Source organism: Pseudoalteromonas luteoviolacea (assembly GCF_018100925.1).
GTDB classification, from domain to species: domain Bacteria; phylum Pseudomonadota; class Gammaproteobacteria; order Enterobacterales; family Alteromonadaceae; genus Pseudoalteromonas; species Pseudoalteromonas obscura.
Genome location: NZ_JAGJEH010000002.1, coordinates 174,231 through 191,659 on the forward strand (window position 1 = coordinate 174,231; position 17,429 = coordinate 191,659).

Below are 17,429 nucleotides of genomic sequence, written 5' to 3' on the forward strand. Positions count from 1 at the left end.
GCGCAACAACCCACCATGTGCACTAAGAAGGCATATCAAGGTGCTTAGGATTTATCCGAATTAAATTGAGTTGTAAATTTAATAATCTCTTGTTTTGGTAGTGCCTTTTGGTAATACCACCCCTGTACAGTTTCAACTTGTAGTGCTCGAACAAACTCCAACTGATACCGCGTTTCTACGCCTTCTGCGATTAAATGTTTGTCCATTTTGTGGAGCAGTTCGACGACATATGTATAGAAATCTGCGCCGGATTCTTCTTGTGCATTATCCAGAAGTGATTTGTCTAATTTTATGATATCAATAGGCAAGTCAGCCAACATAGACAAGCTTGAATACCCAGTGCCAAAATCATCTATGACAGTGGTAATATTAAATGTCCGAAGTTTTTGGATATTGCGTATGACTTTATTTTTATCGCTTAAATAGCCTGATTCAACTACTTCTATTTTTAGCTGATTTGGGAATTTTTGAAACTTATCACAAATGTAATTAATGAGGGTATGGTCAATCATCACTTTAGGATTGACATTGATGCTGACAATTGGCGTAAACCCCTTTTTATGAAAGTAGTCTAAATCTCGCTGTGCCTGCTCGATTACCCATTTGTCTATGATATCTGTTTGGTCATGTTTGATTAAAGCGTCTAAAAAGTAGGGTCCTACTAGCGATCCATTTGGCTTTTGAAGCCTCAGCAGTGCTTCGAATCCGTTTATAGTCTCAGAAATTTGACAAACTTGAGGCTGATAAAATAGCTTGAGTTTTCCTGCGCTGATGTCAGTGAGAACTTGATTGAGCTCTTTGCTGGCAAACTCTATATCTCTTTGATGTGAGATAAATGCCAGTTCACCCGAAGAGCGCAGTTGCTCCGAAATATTCAGTTTGTCACTGAGCTTATTTATGGCGTTTTCAAAATTGATTTGTCGATTGTGCCATCTTAAAAAAGGGTAATAAATGATAGCGCTAAGGACAATTAAACAAGCCTGTAAGAATGCGCCATCAAGTCCCCCTGATACTCTGTAGCCACTAATAATTGCTGGAGTCATCCAGCTTATATCAATGTTGCTTACGTCAACCCAGCCCTGACTTAAAACAACGTAAGACACGGCAAAGTTTAAGCATGGAACGAACATGAAAGGTAACAACATGATGGGGTTCAAAAAAATAGGTAAGGCAAAGACGATTATTTCGCAAAAGTTAAATGCGGTAAATGGAATAGAAAGTTTGGCAATGTTGCGCTCATGGCCACTGCGTCGTAAAAAAAGGGCAGCAAGAATTAATCCAGCAAAGCAACCAGTTCCACTCACCAGTACAAAGGTGTCGTAAAATGTTTTTGCTGAAATTCCGGGTAGAATGGGTTGTGCTAAAAACTCAGAGCTCAGTAACATATCAAATGTGTTATCACCATGGATACCGAGAAACCATAACCCATGGGTAATAAGCATTCTTTGGAAAGTTAACCAAGCTACGGAGTTGTCGGTCATTTCAGGTGTGAGCCAATACGCGATTTCTTCACCAGCTGTATACAGCAGTGGCATAAATAAATAGAAACTAAAAAATACAGCAGAAAAAGGCACAATTGTCCGTAATTTTTCACTTAAAAAATGGCTGACTTGATACAGATAACGCTCAAAACTGGGCTGTAACTCCATACATACAATTAACAATAAGCTACTGATACTAGGGATAATGATGGCAAAAGGGGTCGCGCCTGTTGGATTTAATTCATAGGCATCATTGTTATAGACAATGTACTGACCATGCACAGCGAAGCAAAGTAGTGCCAGCATTGCACCAATAATACCGCTATGACCATAATTTTTGCTGATAAAAAAGCCAATGGAAGTGGCTACAAATACAGGGAAAAGCCCTAGTATTAAAGACGCACCATTGAACAAGATATGGTATAGGGTATGTGTAGGGGTGATTAGGTTGAAGTACATTGCACTGTTGAGAACCAAAAGAGCCAAAGCGCTGCTGACAAAGTAGGGGAGCAAAGAAATAAAAGCTTCGCGCAGCGAGAGCAAGTACTTGCTGTGCATGATGGTTTTGAGAGTGTGTGAGAACTGGGTGTAAAACAATCAAAAAGCTCTTAGTTTGATGTAGATTTAAGTATAACCACGCTGGCTGAATCTGCATCTATGATCAGAAAATTGCTTAGTCGTGAAACTAGGGTTTTGTCTCATAGAATGGTTTAAACTTTTTTATGGACATAACCAATGACCAACTGTTTCTATTCTTAGACCAGTTGGCAGGGCTTTCGCTGCTCATTGTGCAAAAGCATAATCCATCTCTATAACGACTCGGGCTTTAAAAAGCCCATATGTTTTGGCCAATGACTTTACACTAGTGCATTATTTGTTTGAGGGCTTCTTCAAGAGATTGATATCTAAATCGATAATTGGCATCTAAGGCTTTTTTGGGAATAACCTTTTGACCATATATTAAAATATCAGACATTTCACCGAACGCCCATTTCAAAAAGCTTTCAGGTAACCAAAAAAAAGCGGGACGATTGAGTACCGTTGCAAGGCAATCTGAAAATTCTTTGTTTGAAACTGGATTGGGAGCGGTAGCATTAAATGCGCCTTCAAGTTCATCATGGCGAATAAGAAACAATATGAGCTGTATCATATCGTCAATATGTATCCATGACATCATTTGCTCTCCTGAAGCCATAGGGCCACCCATCCCCCATGAAAATGCGGGCAACATCTTTTTTAGTGCGCCGCCACGGCGAGATAGCACAACACCAGTTCGAAGCAAACATACTCGCGTCTGTTCACTTTTAGTTTTCAAGGCTGCTTGTTCCCAATCGCGACAGAGCTGATGGCTAAATTCGTTATAGGGGTTATCATACGACTCGTCAACCGCGACATCAGCAGGTTGTCTACCGTAGAATCCAATGGCGCTGCCTGAGATAAACGTATGAGGGCGGTTGTGAGCGGCATTAACGTAGGCTGCGATTTGCTCAGTGATGCCAACTCTGCTTTGAATTATTGCCTGTTTTTGCTTATCACTCCAGCGTTTATCGGCAATAGGTTCTCCCGCCAAATTGATAATAATATCGATGTCATTAAAATCGACCTCAGACAAACATGCAACAAATCGAGAGTTTTGTCCTATTTGTCCTAATAGATGCCTTGCTTTTAGTTCATTTCTAGTCAGTATGACTAAGTTATACTTATTAACTAAAAATTTGCAGAGCTCCTGCCCAATTAGTCCGGTTCCACCCGTGATCAGTATATTCATTCCGCGCTCAATTAGTCTCTGGTTTATATATGTTTTTTAATTTGCCCTAGTGCTTTGAATTTAAATTCAATTACAATAGTAGCAGAAACATTCGAAAGTTATGTGTTAACTTTATCTTCAACGTTGCGACTGCGCATAAGGATCAACAGTGTCATCATTGACTGGAATAAACAAGAGCCTAGTTGTTATGGCTTCATTATTCATTGTATTGGCAGGAATAAAACTGGCAAACGATATTTTAGTGCCGTTTATCTTGGCTGCATTTATCGCGATTATCTGTAATCCATTATTAAAGTTCTTTGCCAGCTACCGGATCCCCAAAGGCGCTGCCATTGTCATTATTATTGCGCTTGTGGCGTTATTAGGTATGAGTCTAGCCGGATTGGTTGGACAGTCACTAAATGACTTTTCGCAGCAGCTGCCAAGCTATCGAGAGGCCTTGCAGGGGAAATTTATTTGGCTAGTTGATACGGCGGCGCAGTATAATATATTAATTGATAAGCAGCAGTTAATATCTCTGTTCGACCCCGGTAAAATGATCGACGTTGCGACAAATATGCTTGCAGGGTTTGGCGGTGTGATGGCAAATATTTTTCTAATTTTGTTAACCGTTGTATTTATGCTTTTTGAAGCACCTATGCTAAGCAAAAAAGTGCATATTGCATTAGATGACCCGCAAATGAAAATGCAGCAAATTGACCGTTTTTTAAATTCAATTAATAGCTATCTGGCAATAAAAACAGTAGTGTCTTTGGCGACAGGCACGCTGGCAAGTTTGTTATTATGGCTCCTTGATGTGGACTACTTTGTCTTGTGGGGCGTATTGGCTTTTTTATTGAATTATATTCCCAATATTGGCTCCATTATAGCTGCTGTTCCACCGGTATTACTGGCACTTGTTACACATGGACCTGTCGTCAGCGGCCTTGTTGCGGCGGGCTATTTGTCTATTAACACTATCATGGGCAATATCATTGAACCAAAATATATGGGTAAAGGTGTGGGTCTCTCGACGCTAGTGGTGTTTGTGTCACTGATATTTTGGGGGTGGTTATTGGGGACTGTCGGTATGTTGCTATCAGTACCGTTGACTATGGTTGTAAAAATCGGACTGGAAAATAGTGAAGATGGCCGCTGGTTGGCGACCATGCTTGGCAGTTATGAAGACTCTAAAAATTAGCCTGTAACTCTTGCGCATGCTGCTGTAAGAAGGAGATCTTACAGCGCTTAAACACTTTAGCTGCTCTTGTTGAGTTAGGGAGTTCTTTTAGATAACGCCACTTACAAGAGTCTTCCATATACCGACTCTGACTAAGCAGGCTACGCTTAATAATTGGCATCAATTGCGTATTACCAGTATTCTTCTCGAGTTCTTCAGTATCCATGAGCAACTTGGTGATCCACGTTTGACGGCTGCGTTCCAGTAGTTCGATATTGCCATCTAAGCACATTAGGTATCTTTTTGCTTTTTGTGGGTGGTCTGACTCTAAGTGACTACAATCCGTCAGCGCTTCTGAACGAGCCAGCGATTCATAACTAAATACTATTGTGAAAAATAGAAAAATATTAATGGTTTTGATCATAGCTAAACTCTATTGTAAATTCGGCGCCACCAAGTTCACTGTAATCAATAATGATTTGCCCGTGATAAGAAGCAACTAAATCAGAAACAATTGCCATACCTACACCGTGTCCTGCTTCATAGGTATCTAGTCTCGAACCTCTTTGCAACAGCTCATCTCGTTTGTTTTCTGGAATGCCTGGACCATCATCACCAATAACAAATGCGATTCCCTTTTTAGCGTTTGTTTTAACAGTAATATCAACTTTGTGAGTACATGCTTTACAAGCATTATCGATTATATTGCCCAATATTTCCATCAAATCGGTTTTATCGCCAAGAAAAGCTGCATCTTGCTCACAGTCAGTTGTAAATGCGATCCCCTTGTCTAAGTATACTTTACTCATTGCATTGAGAATTGAATCTAAAACGGGTTTTACCTTCGTTTGCTTTTTCCACGTATCAGATGCGCCTGTGGCCGCTCGTTTCAACTGGTGTTCTATCATGGCATTTATGCGATCTAGTTGTTCTTGTGCTTCTGTATCGGCTGCCAATGGGCTCGATTTAAGCACTGCGAGAGGTGTTTTTAAGGCATGGGCCAGATCACTTAACGATGCTCTGTAGCGTTCTTTTTGACGCCTTTGTGAATCAAGCAGTAAATTAAGGTCTGCCTTTATGGTGTTGAGCTCAACAGGGTAAAGGCCGGATATTTTATCGCGTTCACCGGATTCCACTTCTTTGATTTCTTTGTCCAGTCGTTGCAGAGGACGTGCATTCCAGACAAAACCAAATGCCATTAGTGCAGCAATAACGATGCCCATGATGAGCATCCAGTTGACCAAGGTGTTTCTAAACTCTGACATTAATGCAAGCAGGGCCGAATTTTTCTTGAGTAAGATAAATTTAGCTTGTTGTGATTGCTCTGCATTACCTAGAATGACGGTTAAACTTAATTGCCAAAAATCTTCACCACTGTATCGTACTTTTTTAAATTCAGATGCACCAGCTTGGGTTTGTGACACATCTGGTGTAACGGTAAGGCTGACAGCAGATTCTGAATACCAAACAAGGGTGTTTTCTTGGTATACCAACGCATACGTATCAGAATTTAAGCGATTTAACTCTGGAGCGAGTATGGTTCTAGGCATAGAGATGCCATCGGAGACAAACTCTACTTCAGAGATTAAAGAATAAAGGTGTGCTTCCAACGTTTTTTCTGTGGCGTCGACTAATGTGGCGTAATAGGCACGTCCAATTGAGAAAAATAAAGCGGGCAGCGCGACTATTAAGACAAAGACAAGGATAAATCCTTGCCTTATTTTGAGAGAAACTTGTGCGCTGCTTACCACTGGGTTTTAAACCTATAACCTCTACCACGTAAGGTTTCTACAGGGTTTAATGTTCCATCAGGGTCAAGCTTTTTACGCAGACGTAAGACAAAAACTTCAATCACGTTGGAATCTAAATCAAAATCTTGATCATAAATATGTTCCGTCAGCTCTGATTTAGAAATGACCTTGTGTGGATTCACCATTAAATATTCAAGTACTTTGTATTCATAAGCGGTCAGTGATAATTCTCTATCATTGACAAACACTTGTTGAGAGCGCGTATGTAAAGTGATTGGCCCTATGCTAATTTCAGGGTTAGCCTGTCCCGCACTGCGTCTAATTAAAGCGTTGCAGCGAGCTATAAGCTCTTCTACATGAAACGGTTTAGTGAGGTAGTCATCAGCACCCGCATCTAAGCCTTCGACTTTTTCTTGCCAACGATCTCGTGCGGTCAAAATCAAAATTGGAATTTTGATATCTTGTGCACGTGCACGTCTTATTAACTCAATACCATCTAATTTAGGTAAACCCAAATCGACAACTGCCAAGTCAAGCGGATACTCTGTCAGGTGAAAAAGGCCGTTTTCGCCATCATGACACAGGTCAACACTGTATTTCTCTTTCTCCAACACATTGCGGAGGTTTTCGGCTAGCTGAATGTCATCTTCAATTACTAAAATTCGCATCGTCAATCCTTCTTCACTTCACCCGTTACTTTGTGAACTTTTACATCAATTATTCTGCCGTCGCTTTGAAGTATACGTACAACAAAGTAATCACCTTCGAGAGAAATCTTTAGCGTTTTCCCTGGCTGTTTGGTGGTTGCCAATTGTACGGCTTCTTTTTTACTTATTGTGTCTTGCGGTGTTGCATGCGCCTGAGTAAAAATCAGGGAACAAACAAAAATGAACATTGCAAAACATAAGGGCAACTGCATTTTAAGCTCCACGTCGGGGTTGCTTAACATCTTGGACAGCAGGGTAAAGTGATTTGTCTTAACCCGTGCTGAACTTTTGTTAAGGGAGTACTTTCTTGTATGGCTTGACTACGCTGCTTGCGTACACACCAGCTTCAATATAAGGGTCAGCATTGGCCCAAGATTGAGCTTCTTCTAAAGAGGGAAACTCAGCAATAACCAATGAACCTGTAAATCCGGCTTCTCCTGGGTTCTCATCATCTACAGCAGGTAGTGGGCCAGCAGCAAACAATCTATTTTGTTCTTTTAATTCGGTTAAGCGTTCAAGATGAGCTGGTCGCGCATTCATACGCTTTTCGAGAGAGTTTTCTACGTCCGTTGAGTAAATCATGTAAAGCATAATAATCAGAAATAATGCGTAATTAATTTTGTGTTTCGTATCATAGACTGGATTGTCCCCAAATGTAAATGAAATGACGTTATCTGATCAGAATCTAGATTTATACTTGAAATCCTCTGGCTATGGCTGGTACAGTCCTTCGACTATCGTGAAAAAATAATAATAAGGTTGTTTTAATGAGTGCGAATCGCGAGCAGTTTAGCTCTCGGCTGGGTTTCATTTTAGCAGCGGCAGGGTCCGCTGTGGGGATCGGAAATCTGGTAGGGTTCCCAGTATCTGCTGCAAAAAATGGTGGCGGCGCGTTTTTAATTGTTTACGCTCTATTTGTTATATTTATCTGTTTGCCTGTCATGATCGCTGAAATGGCCCTTGGTCGAAAAGCGCAAAAAGACCCCTATGGTGCTTACCACTCTTTAACTGGGGGGGATAAAAAATGGTCACTTGCCGGGGCATTGGCTGTCTTGACGCCATTTATGATCGCCGTTTTTTATATGGTGGTTACTGTATGGATATTTGGGTATTTAGTGCAAACTGTAACTGGTAATTTAGACCAGTTAGCAAACCCTGATAACTTTGGCATATTCATCAATGAATACAGTGTATTTGGCTATATGGCCGGTGTTGTTGTATTGGTTAACTTGATCTTGGTAGGTGGCGTTAAAGAGGGTATTGAAAAGGCAGCTAAGCTGATGATGCCAGCGTTATTTGTACTCCTTATTGGTTTAGTTGGTTATGTGCTAACACTCGATAATGCGATGGCAGGTGTGCGTTACTACATTGTTCCAGATTTCTCAAAAATGGATGCCAGCGTTTTAAATGGTGCCTTGTCACAAGCGTTTTTCTCGCTGTCTTTGGGTATGGGTATCTTGATCACATACGCATCCTATATTTCCAAAAAAGAAGATATTGTCGGCAGTTCTAAGATGGTTGCGGTGACAGACTCATTGGTTGCGTTTATCGCAGGTTTAATGGTGCTACCAGCCATTTTCAGCTTTAACCCGAGTGTTAACCCTGAAGAGTTATCAGATTCGTCGGTTTCTATGATTTTTGTGTACTTGCCTCAGCTATTTCTTACTATGCAAGCAGATATCGGGTATGCAGGCGCATCAATTGTTGCAGGCATTTTCTTCTTATTGGTTTTCTTCGCAGCGATTACATCATTGGTATCGATTGTAGAAGTTCCGACTGCGAGCTTAATGGAAGCAAAAGGTTACAGCCGTAAGAAGTCTCTTACAGTGTTAGCGGTATCAACGGGTGTTTTAACCATTATGTGCACAATGTCATTCGGCATGGTTGAATGGCTTACAAAGTTTACCCAGTACGGTGGGGTGGATAAGAGCTTCTTTGACATTGTATCAGACGTCTTCTACGACACCATCTTACCGTTTAACGGCTTGTTACTCTGTTTGTTTGTTACATATCGCTGGAGAAAAGCAAATCTGTCAGACGAATTGTCTCAGGGCTGTGAAAACTATAAAGGGAGCTTTATGGAGAAGTATGTGAATTTCTCGCTGTCGACCTTTATTCCGGTGATCTTGTTAGTTATATTCATCAATACGGTTGCGACTAAGTACTTTGCTGTGAGTTTATTCGGCTTCTAATTGATGTGTAACTGTGGGGCGGCAGCCTCACAGTTACGTAAAAGTGACCCCTGCATCCAAATATTTTCCTGCCCCAATTGTAAATATCCACAACCCCCATAAACTGTGTTCTAACACGCACACTGCTAATGAGCGGCTATGGGCATAGGTATACGAAAACAACAGACCACCTAAAAAAGACAATACAATGGCCATCCAATTATCATAGACACAGTGTGCGAACGCAAATAGGCTAGCACTGAGGACTACCCTGACAGTTTTGCTTGGCAAGATACGTTTATAGCGATGGAAAAAATAACTTCTGAAAATGAGCTCCTGAGGCAGTACTGATAGAACTGGGTAGGCAATAAGCAACACCAACCAATCCAGAGTAGAATTGATCGGAAAGTCAAACCAACTCTCTTGGCTAATTAAGCCATACAGCATACCTGAGAAGAGTGCACCAATAAAAAACATCGAAAATAATCGCTTTTTTATAGCCGAAAATTGCCCCAGACTGGTTAACCGAAAACGTTTAAAGTGTGGATCAGCAAGTAATAGGTAGGTACATACGACCATTAACGTAATAAGGGCTGGAAACAGCCAGTTTGCTAGTTCAGCGCGAAAAAAGTAGGCAATACAGGGAAGTAGAATAAAGACCGAAAATAACTCAAACCAACGGTATTGATGTGCGTTCAAAAGATCACCCAAATGCAAAAACACTGTTGAGTAAAATATAGCAAGGGCTATCGTATAGGTTGAAAATTTTTAGTGGCCTAAGTTGGGACTGACCATCAGCAGCATGTTCGGTGCAGCTCCAATTGCTCTAATCACTCATCTTCAGGTAGGTACTTTGAAACTGTCGCAATTGTCAGCATGACTGCGACGAAAGTAATTGCCATTAACCCAAACACCTTAAAACTCACCCAAAAGTCTAGTGGAAAATAATAAGCGATGACCAGATTCAAAACTGCAATAAAGAAAAATAATATCGACCATGCTAAGTTAAGCTGCTCATACAGTGCTGTAGGGATAGGGAGGTCTTCTGCTTTTTGCCTACTGGATTGAGAGTCGGTATCTTCGCTCGTTTGATGCATTTGCTTTATTGCGCTATCGAGGATCCCAAGCAAAGCTTTTTTTGTCAGATTTTTTCCTAGTAGGTAGTGGGATATCAGGAGGGAAGCGCCAAGTGATGCATATATAATTGTGGCCTTCCACATAATGAACTTTTCATCCTGAAACAGGATAGTCATTCCACCTAGTAATAAGGCTATGGCAAAAAATATCCAGTGCCGTTGAGATACCTTACCGTGTTTAAAGTACTGCCACGTCATTTGGATCAGCGATGCAAAGATCAATACACCTGTCGCCCAAAAGATGTCCATAAGCTTAAAGACTGCAAAAAATAAAATTAAGGGTAAATACTCTAGGATAAATGCCATTTAATCACTCTTATTAAGATGCCTCTATTGCGTTGTAGCAAGTTATGGAATTAAGTTCAAGATTGACTTTTTGGTGCTAAACTTCTAGCCTCCGCACACATTAAAAATTATTTGAGAACTCAATGAATAAGAGTGAATTAGTTTCAGCGATGTCTGCGCGCAATGAGCTGACTAAAAAGGATTCAAAAGCTGCTTTAGAGAGTATTTTAAATGCCATTACGAAACGTTTGTCAGAAGGCGATCCTGTTGCTTTGTCTGGTTTTGGTACGTTGACACTAAGTTATCATCCTGCCAAACCAGGAAGAAACCCTAAGACGGGGGAAGAGATTATAATCGAAGGTCAAAATAAAGTGTTATTTAAACCAGCTAAGGCATTTAAAGATGCCTTAGCTGATTAATCACGATTACTTCGCTGTTGCAGCTTTCATGGTTGCAACAAACTCACGTAAACGTTCGCACATCAGTGCTGGCTCATTTAAGTTATCTTCAATTATTTTCACAACCGCAGAGCCTGAAATCGCGCCTGCCGCACCAGATTTAACAGCTGCTTGAACGTGTTCAGGGGCAGAGATACCAAAACCTAACAATGCAGGTGCTGCATTGTAATCATGGAGTTTATTGATCATAGTATCTGCTGGCATTTCTGCTTTTGTTTCTGTACCAGTTACACCAGAGCGAGAAAGCAAATAAGTATAGCCGCGACCATAGCTTGCACATTGACGTAAAGTGTCGTCGCTGGCATTTGGTGTTGCTATAAATATCGGCTCGATATCAGCTTGCTGAGCAGCCTGTCTAAACATTTTAGATTCATGCAACGGCACGTCAGCCACTAGGATAGAGTCAACGCCCGCTTCTTTAGCTTGCTGATAAAAGTGCTCAAGTCCTTGCGCAAAAATCAAGTTTGAATAAAGCAGCAATCCAATTGGAATATCGGCATTATACGCTCTTATCTCTCGAATAATGTCAAAGCAATCTTGGGTATTAATTTTACTTTCAAGTGCACGAATGTTTGCCGCCTGAATAACTGGACCGTCCGCAATTGGGTCAGAAAAAGGAATACCTAGCTCCAATGCATCGGCGCCACCATCAATTAAGCTCTTTACGATATCTACGCTGATTTCTTTAGTAGGGTCGCCGAGTGTTACAAACGGTACAAATGCACCTTGTCTTGCATCGTTCAAGCGTGTAAATAAGTTGCTGTAGCGGCTCATAGTGCACCTCGCTCATTTAATACGTTGTGTACATGGGCAAGATCTTTGTCTCCACGGCCACTTAGGTTTACGACAATTACGGTTTCTTCAGTTTGCTGTTCTGCATATTTTAGTGCATAAGCAAGGGCGTGGCTGGATTCAAGTGCCGGAATAATACCTTCATTTTTCGCTAGTGCTTGGAACGCATCTAATGCTTCGGTATCTGTGATCCCAACGTATTCGGCACGACCAGTTTCATGTAAGTAGGCGTGTTGTGGCCCCACAGCAGGGTAGTCAAGGCCTGCTGATACAGAGTAAGACTCTTCAATTTGACCGTCGCAATCTTGCATAATATACGTATATGCTCCGTGAAGAATACCTTTGCTGCCTTTACACAGTGCCGCACCGTGCTCATCGCTGTCTAGACCTTTACCAGCAGGCTCTATCCCTACAAGTTTGACGCCTTTTTCATCGATAAAGTCTGCAAACATACCAATCGCATTTGAACCACCGCCAACACAAGCCATTACGATATCCGGCAGACGACCTTCAGCTTCGATAACTTGTTGCTTAGCCTCTTCACCGATCATGCGTTGGAAGTCTCGCACAATAGTCGGGAATGGGTGTGGGCCTGCGGCAGTACCTAATAGGTAATGTGCGGTTTTGTAATTAGCAGACCAGTCACGTAGTGCTTCATTGACGGCATCTTTTAAGGTACCAGATCCTGCTGTCACTGGAATGACTTCAGCACCCATTAAGCGCATTCTAAATACGTTTGGTTGTTGACGCTCGACGTCTTTGGCACCCATATAAACACGGCATTTTAATCCCAGCAGTGCACATGCTAGGGCTGTGGCAACACCGTGCTGACCAGCGCCAGTTTCAGCAATCACTTCTTGTTTGCCCATGCGCTTGGTCAAAAGCGCTTGACCTAATACTTGGTTGGTCTTGTGTGCACCGCCATGCAATAAGTCTTCACGCTTTAAATAAAGCTTAACTTTTGGATTTTTAATTAAGTTGCGAGACAGCGTTAGTGGTGTCGGGCGACCTGCATATTCATTTAATAGTGCATAGAACTCTTCTTTAAAGCTCTCATCTTGCTGCGCTTTTTCAAACTCTTTTTCCAGTTGTTTTAGTGCTGGTACGAGTAACTCTGGGACGTACATGCCGCCAAAATCACCAAAATATCCTGTATTCATTCTATCCACCTCAGTATTTTCGAATATTGTTAAAAGCGTCGCGTAATTTCTCTGGACACTTTTTACCGGGGCTCGTTTCTACCCCTGAATTAAGATCAAATCCTGCTGCACCTAAATAAGATGCGTCGTTAACATTGTCGGCATTGAGGCCACCTGCAAGCATAAATGGCTTTTTGGCACTCTTAAGTAACTGCCAATTGAAAACTTTACCGGTACCGCCAAAAGCGGAGGCAGTTTTGGTGTCGTAAAGGTGCTTATCGACTTCGTCAAACGGTGCTGGAAACTCGTCTACAATTCCCTGAGCTTTCCAGATTTGACAATTGACAGGTAAGTGTTTGCGCAGCGCACTTATAAACGCTTGCGATTCGTGACCGTGTAGTTGTACAACACTTAGTCTCAAACTTTGTGCATAGTCAACAATTTGCTCGATTGGCGCATCGACAAAGACACCGACATATTTCAGAGGAGCACTATCAACCACTGCTTTTGCACAATCGAAATCTACGAATCTCGGTGATTTAGGATAGAAAATTAAACCACCATATACAGCGCCTGCTTGATAAGCGGCTAAGGCGTCATCAATGCGAGTCAAGCCACAGACTTTGTTCTCACCCAAGATCAGCTTACGGCATGCACCTTCTAGGTCATCTTCAGCCATTAAAGAACTTCCGACTAAAAAACCATTGCAGTGCGAAGTAAGTCGCTTAACGTCGCTATGGGTATAGATCCCTGACTCAGAGATAACGGTTTTATCATTTGGGATCAGTGTTCTTAATTGCTCAGTGGTTGCCAAGTCAGTGCTGAGATCCCTAAGGTTACGGTTGTTGATACCGATAAGCTTTGCATCCAGCTTCAGTGCTCTGTGTACTTCTTCTTCGTTACTGACTTCTGTCAATACTGCCATATTCAGAGAGTGTGCAAGCGCTGCGAGCTTTTCATAAGTCTCGTCATCTAGAACGGACAACATGAGTAAAATCGCATCGCCACCTTTTAAACGCGCTAAATAAACTTGATATTCATCTATGAAAAAGTCTTTACAGATGAGTGGCTGTTCAACTTTACTGCGCACATAGCTTAGATAATCAAAGCTGCCTTGGAAATACTTAGTGTCGGTTAGCACACTGATACAAGTTGCGTATTTGGCATAGACAGAGGTGATTTCATCTAGGTCAAAGTTATCTCTGATAAGCCCTTTTGAAGGAGAGGCTTTTTTACACTCTAAAATAAACTGAATGCCCGGCTTAGACATTTGACCATAAAAGTCTCGCTCGCTTGGCTCTACCAAGGATTGAAACTCACTGAGTGGCAGAGTTTTCTTGCGTTCTACCAACTCAACCTTTTTGTCCGCAACAATTTTTTCTAATACATTAGCCATGACTAACCTCCGCGATGGCTTTTAGCGTTTGCGCGCACTTTCCAGAAGCTAATACGTCTAGTACGTACCTAGTACCTTCTTTTAAGTTGTCTACTTTACCGGACATCACTAAAAGTGCGCTTACGTTAGCAGCGATGGCTGCATTGTGTGCTGTTTTACCCTTGCCATCTAAAATATCACGAGTTGCTTGGGCGTTGTATTCCGGTGTATCGCCGGCAATTTCTTCCAAAGAATAATTATCTAAACCAAAATCCGCTGGTGTCAGGGTATATTCGGAGATTTCGCCATTGTTTAGCTCTGTGACTATAGTAGTGCCATGTAATGCAATTTCATCACACCCAGCGCCATGCACCACCATTGCACGTTCAGTGCCGAGCATTTTTAGCGTTTCAGCCATTGGGCGGCACAAACTAGGGTCATAGACGCCGAGTAATTGAAGTTGCGGTTTAGCTGGGTTTGCCAGCGGGCCTAAAATATTGAACAAGGTGCGTGTTTTTAACTTAGTACGTACAGGCATCGCGTGTTTTACGCCGCTGTGATAGAGCGGTGCAAATAAAAAAGCGAAGTTGGTCTTTTCAAGGCAGTTTGCTCCTTGTTCAGGACTCATCTCTAGGTTAATACCCAAAGTGCGCAGTAAGTCAGCTGATCCAGACTTGCTGGATACACTGCGGTTACCGTGTTTTACCATCGGGATACCGCATGCAGCCGCAACAATAGCTGCTGTCGTACTTACATTGATGGTATTAGTTCCATCGCCACCCGTACCGCAGCTATCTGCGCAGTAAAGGCCTCGATTATCAAAAGCAACAGCGTGGTCGCGCATCGCTTTTGCCGCGCCTGCTATTTCAGATGCCGTTTCGCCTTTTATCTTTAGCGCAATAAGTGCAGCAGTTAATTCAATTTCAGATAACTGTCCTTGCATTACTTGGCCAAAAAGCTCAGTAGCTTGTTCAAAACTTAATGAGTGCTGGTCAATGAGTTGATTTAAACTTTCCATGTTGCCTCCTAACAGGTCAAGTAATCGATGCTTTGCTTTAATAGCTTTGCACCATCTGGCGTTAAAATTGATTCTGGGTGGAATTGGTAACCAATCACCTTGTCTGTTTCATGGTATACGGCCATTGGAATATCTTGGTATTTTGCGATGATCTTCAGGCAATCAGGTACGCTCGTAGCCATTAAAGAGTGGTATCGAGCCACTGGGAATCGTCTACCTAGCCCTGCAAAAACAGGATGTTCTTCCACGTCTATTTGAGAAGATTTTCCATGTACTGTTTCGCCAGCATGACCTACTGTACCGCCATAGCTTTGTGTCAACGCTTGCTGACCAAGACAAATGCCAAGCATTGGGAATTTGCCTTTACACAATTCAATCAGTTCAAGTAAACAACCAGCTTCGGTTGGTTTACCTGGCCCTGGCGATAATACCAACACTACAGGTGCAGTTTCATTACACATTTTGTCGTAGATGGTACGTGCATCGATATGGTTACGATACACCACGAGCTCACTGCCAAGCTGAGATAGTTCATCAACTAAGTTGTAGCTAAACGAGTCAAAGTTATCCAAAAAATATACTTTAGGCGTCATGACCCACTCCTTGATAGCTAGATTGTATGGCTTTGATCACGGCGCTCGCTTTTGCTTTAGTTTCGTCAGCTTCAGATTGCGGATCAGAATCATAAACAACCCCAGCACCAGCTTGAACATATGCTGTGTTATTTTTCACAAATGCAGAACGTATCACGATACACGTGTCCATAGCACCGTCACCAGTTAGGTAACCTACGGCGCCACCATAACTTCCTCGGCGCTGCTGCTCGGTATCACGAACCAGCTGTGCCGCTTTTACTTTAGGCGCACCGACTAAGGTGCCCATGTTCATGCAAGCTTGATATGCATGAAGCGCGTCGAGATCAGGTTTTAATTGACCAACAACACGAGATACCAAATGCATAACTTGCGAGTAGCGGTCAACTTTCAGTAATTCTTTCGCATGACGAGTGCCAGGAACACTAATACGAGCGACATCGTTGCGAGCCAAATCAACCAGCATTAGGTGTTCGGCACGTTCTTTTTTGTCGTCGCGTAACTCTAGTTCGATACGGCTATCTAAATCAGGGTTAATAGAACCATCGGCAAATTTACCGCGAGGTCGCGTGCCGGCAATTGGGTATACTTCAACTTGATTGCTATCTTGGCAATATTTCAGTGCAGATTCCGGAGACGCGCCAAACAGAACGAATTTCTCATCGCGCATATAGAACATATATGGGCTTGGGTTTTGCTTCTTTAGGTGTTTATACGCAGCTAACGGCTTGTCGCAAGGCAAAGAGAAAGTGCGTGATGGAACAACTTGGAAAATATCACCATCAACAATGTTCTTCTTAAGTTGTGTCACTTGAGCTTTAAATACATCATCTGAGATGTCGACATTCACATCATGTGATATGTGTTCTGGGTCTTCTTTGTAAGACTCATATGCATCACACTGGCGATTGAGCTCTTCTAGCTGTTTGCCAACTTCGAAACAGTTAGCATGGACATCTGGACCATTAAAGACATTGCCAATTAATTCTGTCGTCTGGGCTTGATGGTCAATCATGACCAAGGTTTCAGCCAGATAAAAGACGTAGTCGGGACAGTCGTTTTTACCATCAGGTACAGCTGGCAAAGTTTCGAAGTTTGCGACCATATCATAGGCAAAGACACCACCCAGAAAAACAGAAAATGGCGTGTCTGAGTTACTTTTTATTGAGTTGATACAAGTACGTAAAGCACTAAATGCGTTGTCGGCCTTCAGTTTACTGTACTCATCCAATGATAAGTCTTGGGCATTATATGTCAGTGTTAGTACTGCATACTCTTTCACAACAGTGCAGTTGGTTACTTGGTCTGCCAAGTAGTTCAACAGCTGCTCACCGTTATTTGAGAGTGCGCGTACTTTCACCTCAAGGCCGTTGCACTCAATGCGCAGTGCGGCATCGGCCAATATAATACTTTTGACATTGTCCTTGGAATCTATCTCTGCCGACTCCAACAACAGTGAATTGGGCTTATTAAGGGCCGCATACAAAGACAGGGGGCTTGCGATGTAATCGCGCCGCTGCCTTATACTCGTCACCTCACCCGGTGTTGTAGTTATATGACTAAAAATCAAACCTCATTCCTCTTTAGTACAAAAAA

General features: G+C 42.2%; 18 protein-coding genes. 3 read left to right on the forward strand and 15 right to left on the reverse strand.

Annotated elements, in window-relative coordinates; all coding sequences use genetic code 11:
* Positions 1-44: 44 nt before the first annotated feature.
* Together J8M00_RS03735 and J8M00_RS03740 are read right to left on the reverse strand one after the other, a co-directional pair.
* Positions 45-2,039, reverse strand: coding sequence for an EAL domain-containing protein (locus J8M00_RS03735; RefSeq protein WP_211009002.1), 1,995 nt, complete (start codon positions 2,037-2,039; stop codon positions 45-47).
* A 304-nt stretch (positions 2,040-2,343) separates the two neighbouring features.
* Positions 2,344-3,249 carry a TIGR01777 family oxidoreductase gene (locus J8M00_RS03740; protein WP_211009003.1) on the reverse strand — a complete coding sequence of 302 codons (906 nt, stop codon included), beginning with the start codon at positions 3,247-3,249 and terminating at the stop codon, positions 2,344-2,346.
* A gap of 148 nt (positions 3,250-3,397) precedes the next feature.
* Here J8M00_RS03740 and J8M00_RS03745 point away from each other — a divergent pair, with 148 nt between their 5' ends.
* Complete coding sequence (locus J8M00_RS03745; protein WP_211009004.1) at positions 3,398-4,429, forward strand: AI-2E family transporter; 1,032 nt, start codon at positions 3,398-3,400, stop codon at positions 4,427-4,429.
* Here J8M00_RS03745 and J8M00_RS03750 read toward each other — a convergent pair.
* The 5 genes from J8M00_RS03750 to J8M00_RS03770 form a co-directional block, all read right to left on the reverse strand.
* Complete coding sequence (locus tag J8M00_RS03750; RefSeq protein ID WP_211009005.1) at positions 4,419-4,832, reverse strand: hypothetical protein; 414 nt, start codon at positions 4,830-4,832, stop codon at positions 4,419-4,421. The genes J8M00_RS03745 and J8M00_RS03750 overlap by 11 nt on opposite strands.
* Positions 4,816-6,159, reverse strand: coding sequence for an ATP-binding protein (locus J8M00_RS03755; protein ID WP_211009006.1), 1,344 nt, complete (start codon positions 6,157-6,159; stop codon positions 4,816-4,818). The genes J8M00_RS03750 and J8M00_RS03755 overlap by 17 nt, the downstream gene beginning before the upstream one ends.
* Positions 6,153-6,827 carry a response regulator transcription factor gene (locus tag J8M00_RS03760; protein WP_023400325.1) on the reverse strand — a complete coding sequence of 225 codons (675 nt, stop codon included), beginning with the start codon at positions 6,825-6,827 and terminating at the stop codon, positions 6,153-6,155. The genes J8M00_RS03755 and J8M00_RS03760 overlap by 7 nt, the downstream gene beginning before the upstream one ends.
* A gap of 2 nt (positions 6,828-6,829) precedes the next feature.
* Positions 6,830-7,078, reverse strand: a complete 249-nt coding sequence (locus J8M00_RS03765) for a PepSY domain-containing protein (RefSeq protein ID WP_211009007.1) — start codon at positions 7,076-7,078, stop codon at positions 6,830-6,832.
* A gap of 79 nt (positions 7,079-7,157) precedes the next feature.
* Positions 7,158-7,457 (reverse strand): YciI family protein, encoded by a 300-nt coding sequence (locus J8M00_RS03770; protein ID WP_211009008.1) that lies wholly within the window; start codon positions 7,455-7,457, stop codon positions 7,158-7,160.
* A 176-nt stretch (positions 7,458-7,633) separates the two neighbouring features.
* Between J8M00_RS03770 and J8M00_RS03775 the strand changes: the two genes are divergently transcribed.
* Positions 7,634-9,058 carry a sodium-dependent transporter gene (locus J8M00_RS03775; protein WP_211009009.1) on the forward strand — a complete coding sequence of 475 codons (1,425 nt, stop codon included), beginning with the start codon at positions 7,634-7,636 and terminating at the stop codon, positions 9,056-9,058.
* A 33-nt stretch (positions 9,059-9,091) separates the two neighbouring features.
* On the opposite strand, the gene J8M00_RS03780 is transcribed toward J8M00_RS03775, so the two are convergent.
* Both J8M00_RS03780 and J8M00_RS03785 read right to left on the reverse strand, forming a co-directional pair.
* Positions 9,092-9,736 (reverse strand): CPBP family intramembrane glutamic endopeptidase, encoded by a 645-nt coding sequence (locus J8M00_RS03780; RefSeq protein ID WP_211009010.1) that lies wholly within the window; start codon positions 9,734-9,736, stop codon positions 9,092-9,094.
* A 131-nt stretch (positions 9,737-9,867) separates the two neighbouring features.
* The gene (locus J8M00_RS03785) at positions 9,868-10,479 is read right to left on the reverse strand and encodes an inner membrane-spanning protein YciB (protein ID WP_211009011.1); all 612 of its coding nucleotides are present in this window, start codon (positions 10,477-10,479) and stop codon (positions 9,868-9,870) included.
* A 122-nt stretch (positions 10,480-10,601) separates the two neighbouring features.
* On the opposite strand from J8M00_RS03785, the gene J8M00_RS03790 reads away from it, so the two are divergent.
* Positions 10,602-10,877, forward strand: coding sequence for an HU family DNA-binding protein (locus J8M00_RS03790; protein ID WP_211009012.1), 276 nt, complete (start codon positions 10,602-10,604; stop codon positions 10,875-10,877).
* A gap of 6 nt (positions 10,878-10,883) precedes the next feature.
* Here J8M00_RS03790 and trpA read toward each other — a convergent pair whose 3' ends face one another.
* The 6 genes from trpA to J8M00_RS03820 are packed head-to-tail and all read right to left on the reverse strand — an operon-like array spanning position 10,884 to position 17,403.
* A complete protein-coding gene (trpA, locus tag J8M00_RS03795; RefSeq protein WP_211009013.1) occupies positions 10,884-11,690 on the reverse strand; it encodes a tryptophan synthase subunit alpha in 807 nt (268 codons plus the stop codon).
* Positions 11,687-12,868, reverse strand: coding sequence for a tryptophan synthase subunit beta (trpB, locus tag J8M00_RS03800; protein ID WP_211009014.1), 1,182 nt, complete (start codon positions 12,866-12,868; stop codon positions 11,687-11,689). Before trpB ends, trpA begins: the two co-directional genes overlap by 4 nt.
* Before the next feature lie 10 nt (positions 12,869-12,878).
* Complete coding sequence (trpCF, locus tag J8M00_RS03805; RefSeq protein ID WP_211009015.1) at positions 12,879-14,243, reverse strand: bifunctional indole-3-glycerol-phosphate synthase TrpC/phosphoribosylanthranilate isomerase TrpF; 1,365 nt, start codon at positions 14,241-14,243, stop codon at positions 12,879-12,881.
* A complete protein-coding gene (gene trpD, locus J8M00_RS03810) occupies positions 14,236-15,240 on the reverse strand; it encodes an anthranilate phosphoribosyltransferase (RefSeq protein WP_211009016.1) in 1,005 nt (334 codons plus the stop codon). The genes trpCF and trpD overlap by 8 nt, the downstream gene beginning before the upstream one ends.
* 8 nt (positions 15,241-15,248) lie before the next feature.
* Positions 15,249-15,833 carry an aminodeoxychorismate/anthranilate synthase component II gene (locus J8M00_RS03815; protein WP_023400336.1) on the reverse strand — a complete coding sequence of 195 codons (585 nt, stop codon included), beginning with the start codon at positions 15,831-15,833 and terminating at the stop codon, positions 15,249-15,251.
* On the reverse strand, positions 15,823-17,403 hold the full coding sequence (locus J8M00_RS03820; RefSeq protein WP_211009017.1) for an anthranilate synthase component 1: 1,581 nt from the start codon (positions 17,401-17,403) through the stop codon (positions 15,823-15,825). Before J8M00_RS03820 ends, J8M00_RS03815 begins: the two co-directional genes overlap by 11 nt.
* Positions 17,404-17,429: the final 26 nt, after the last annotated feature.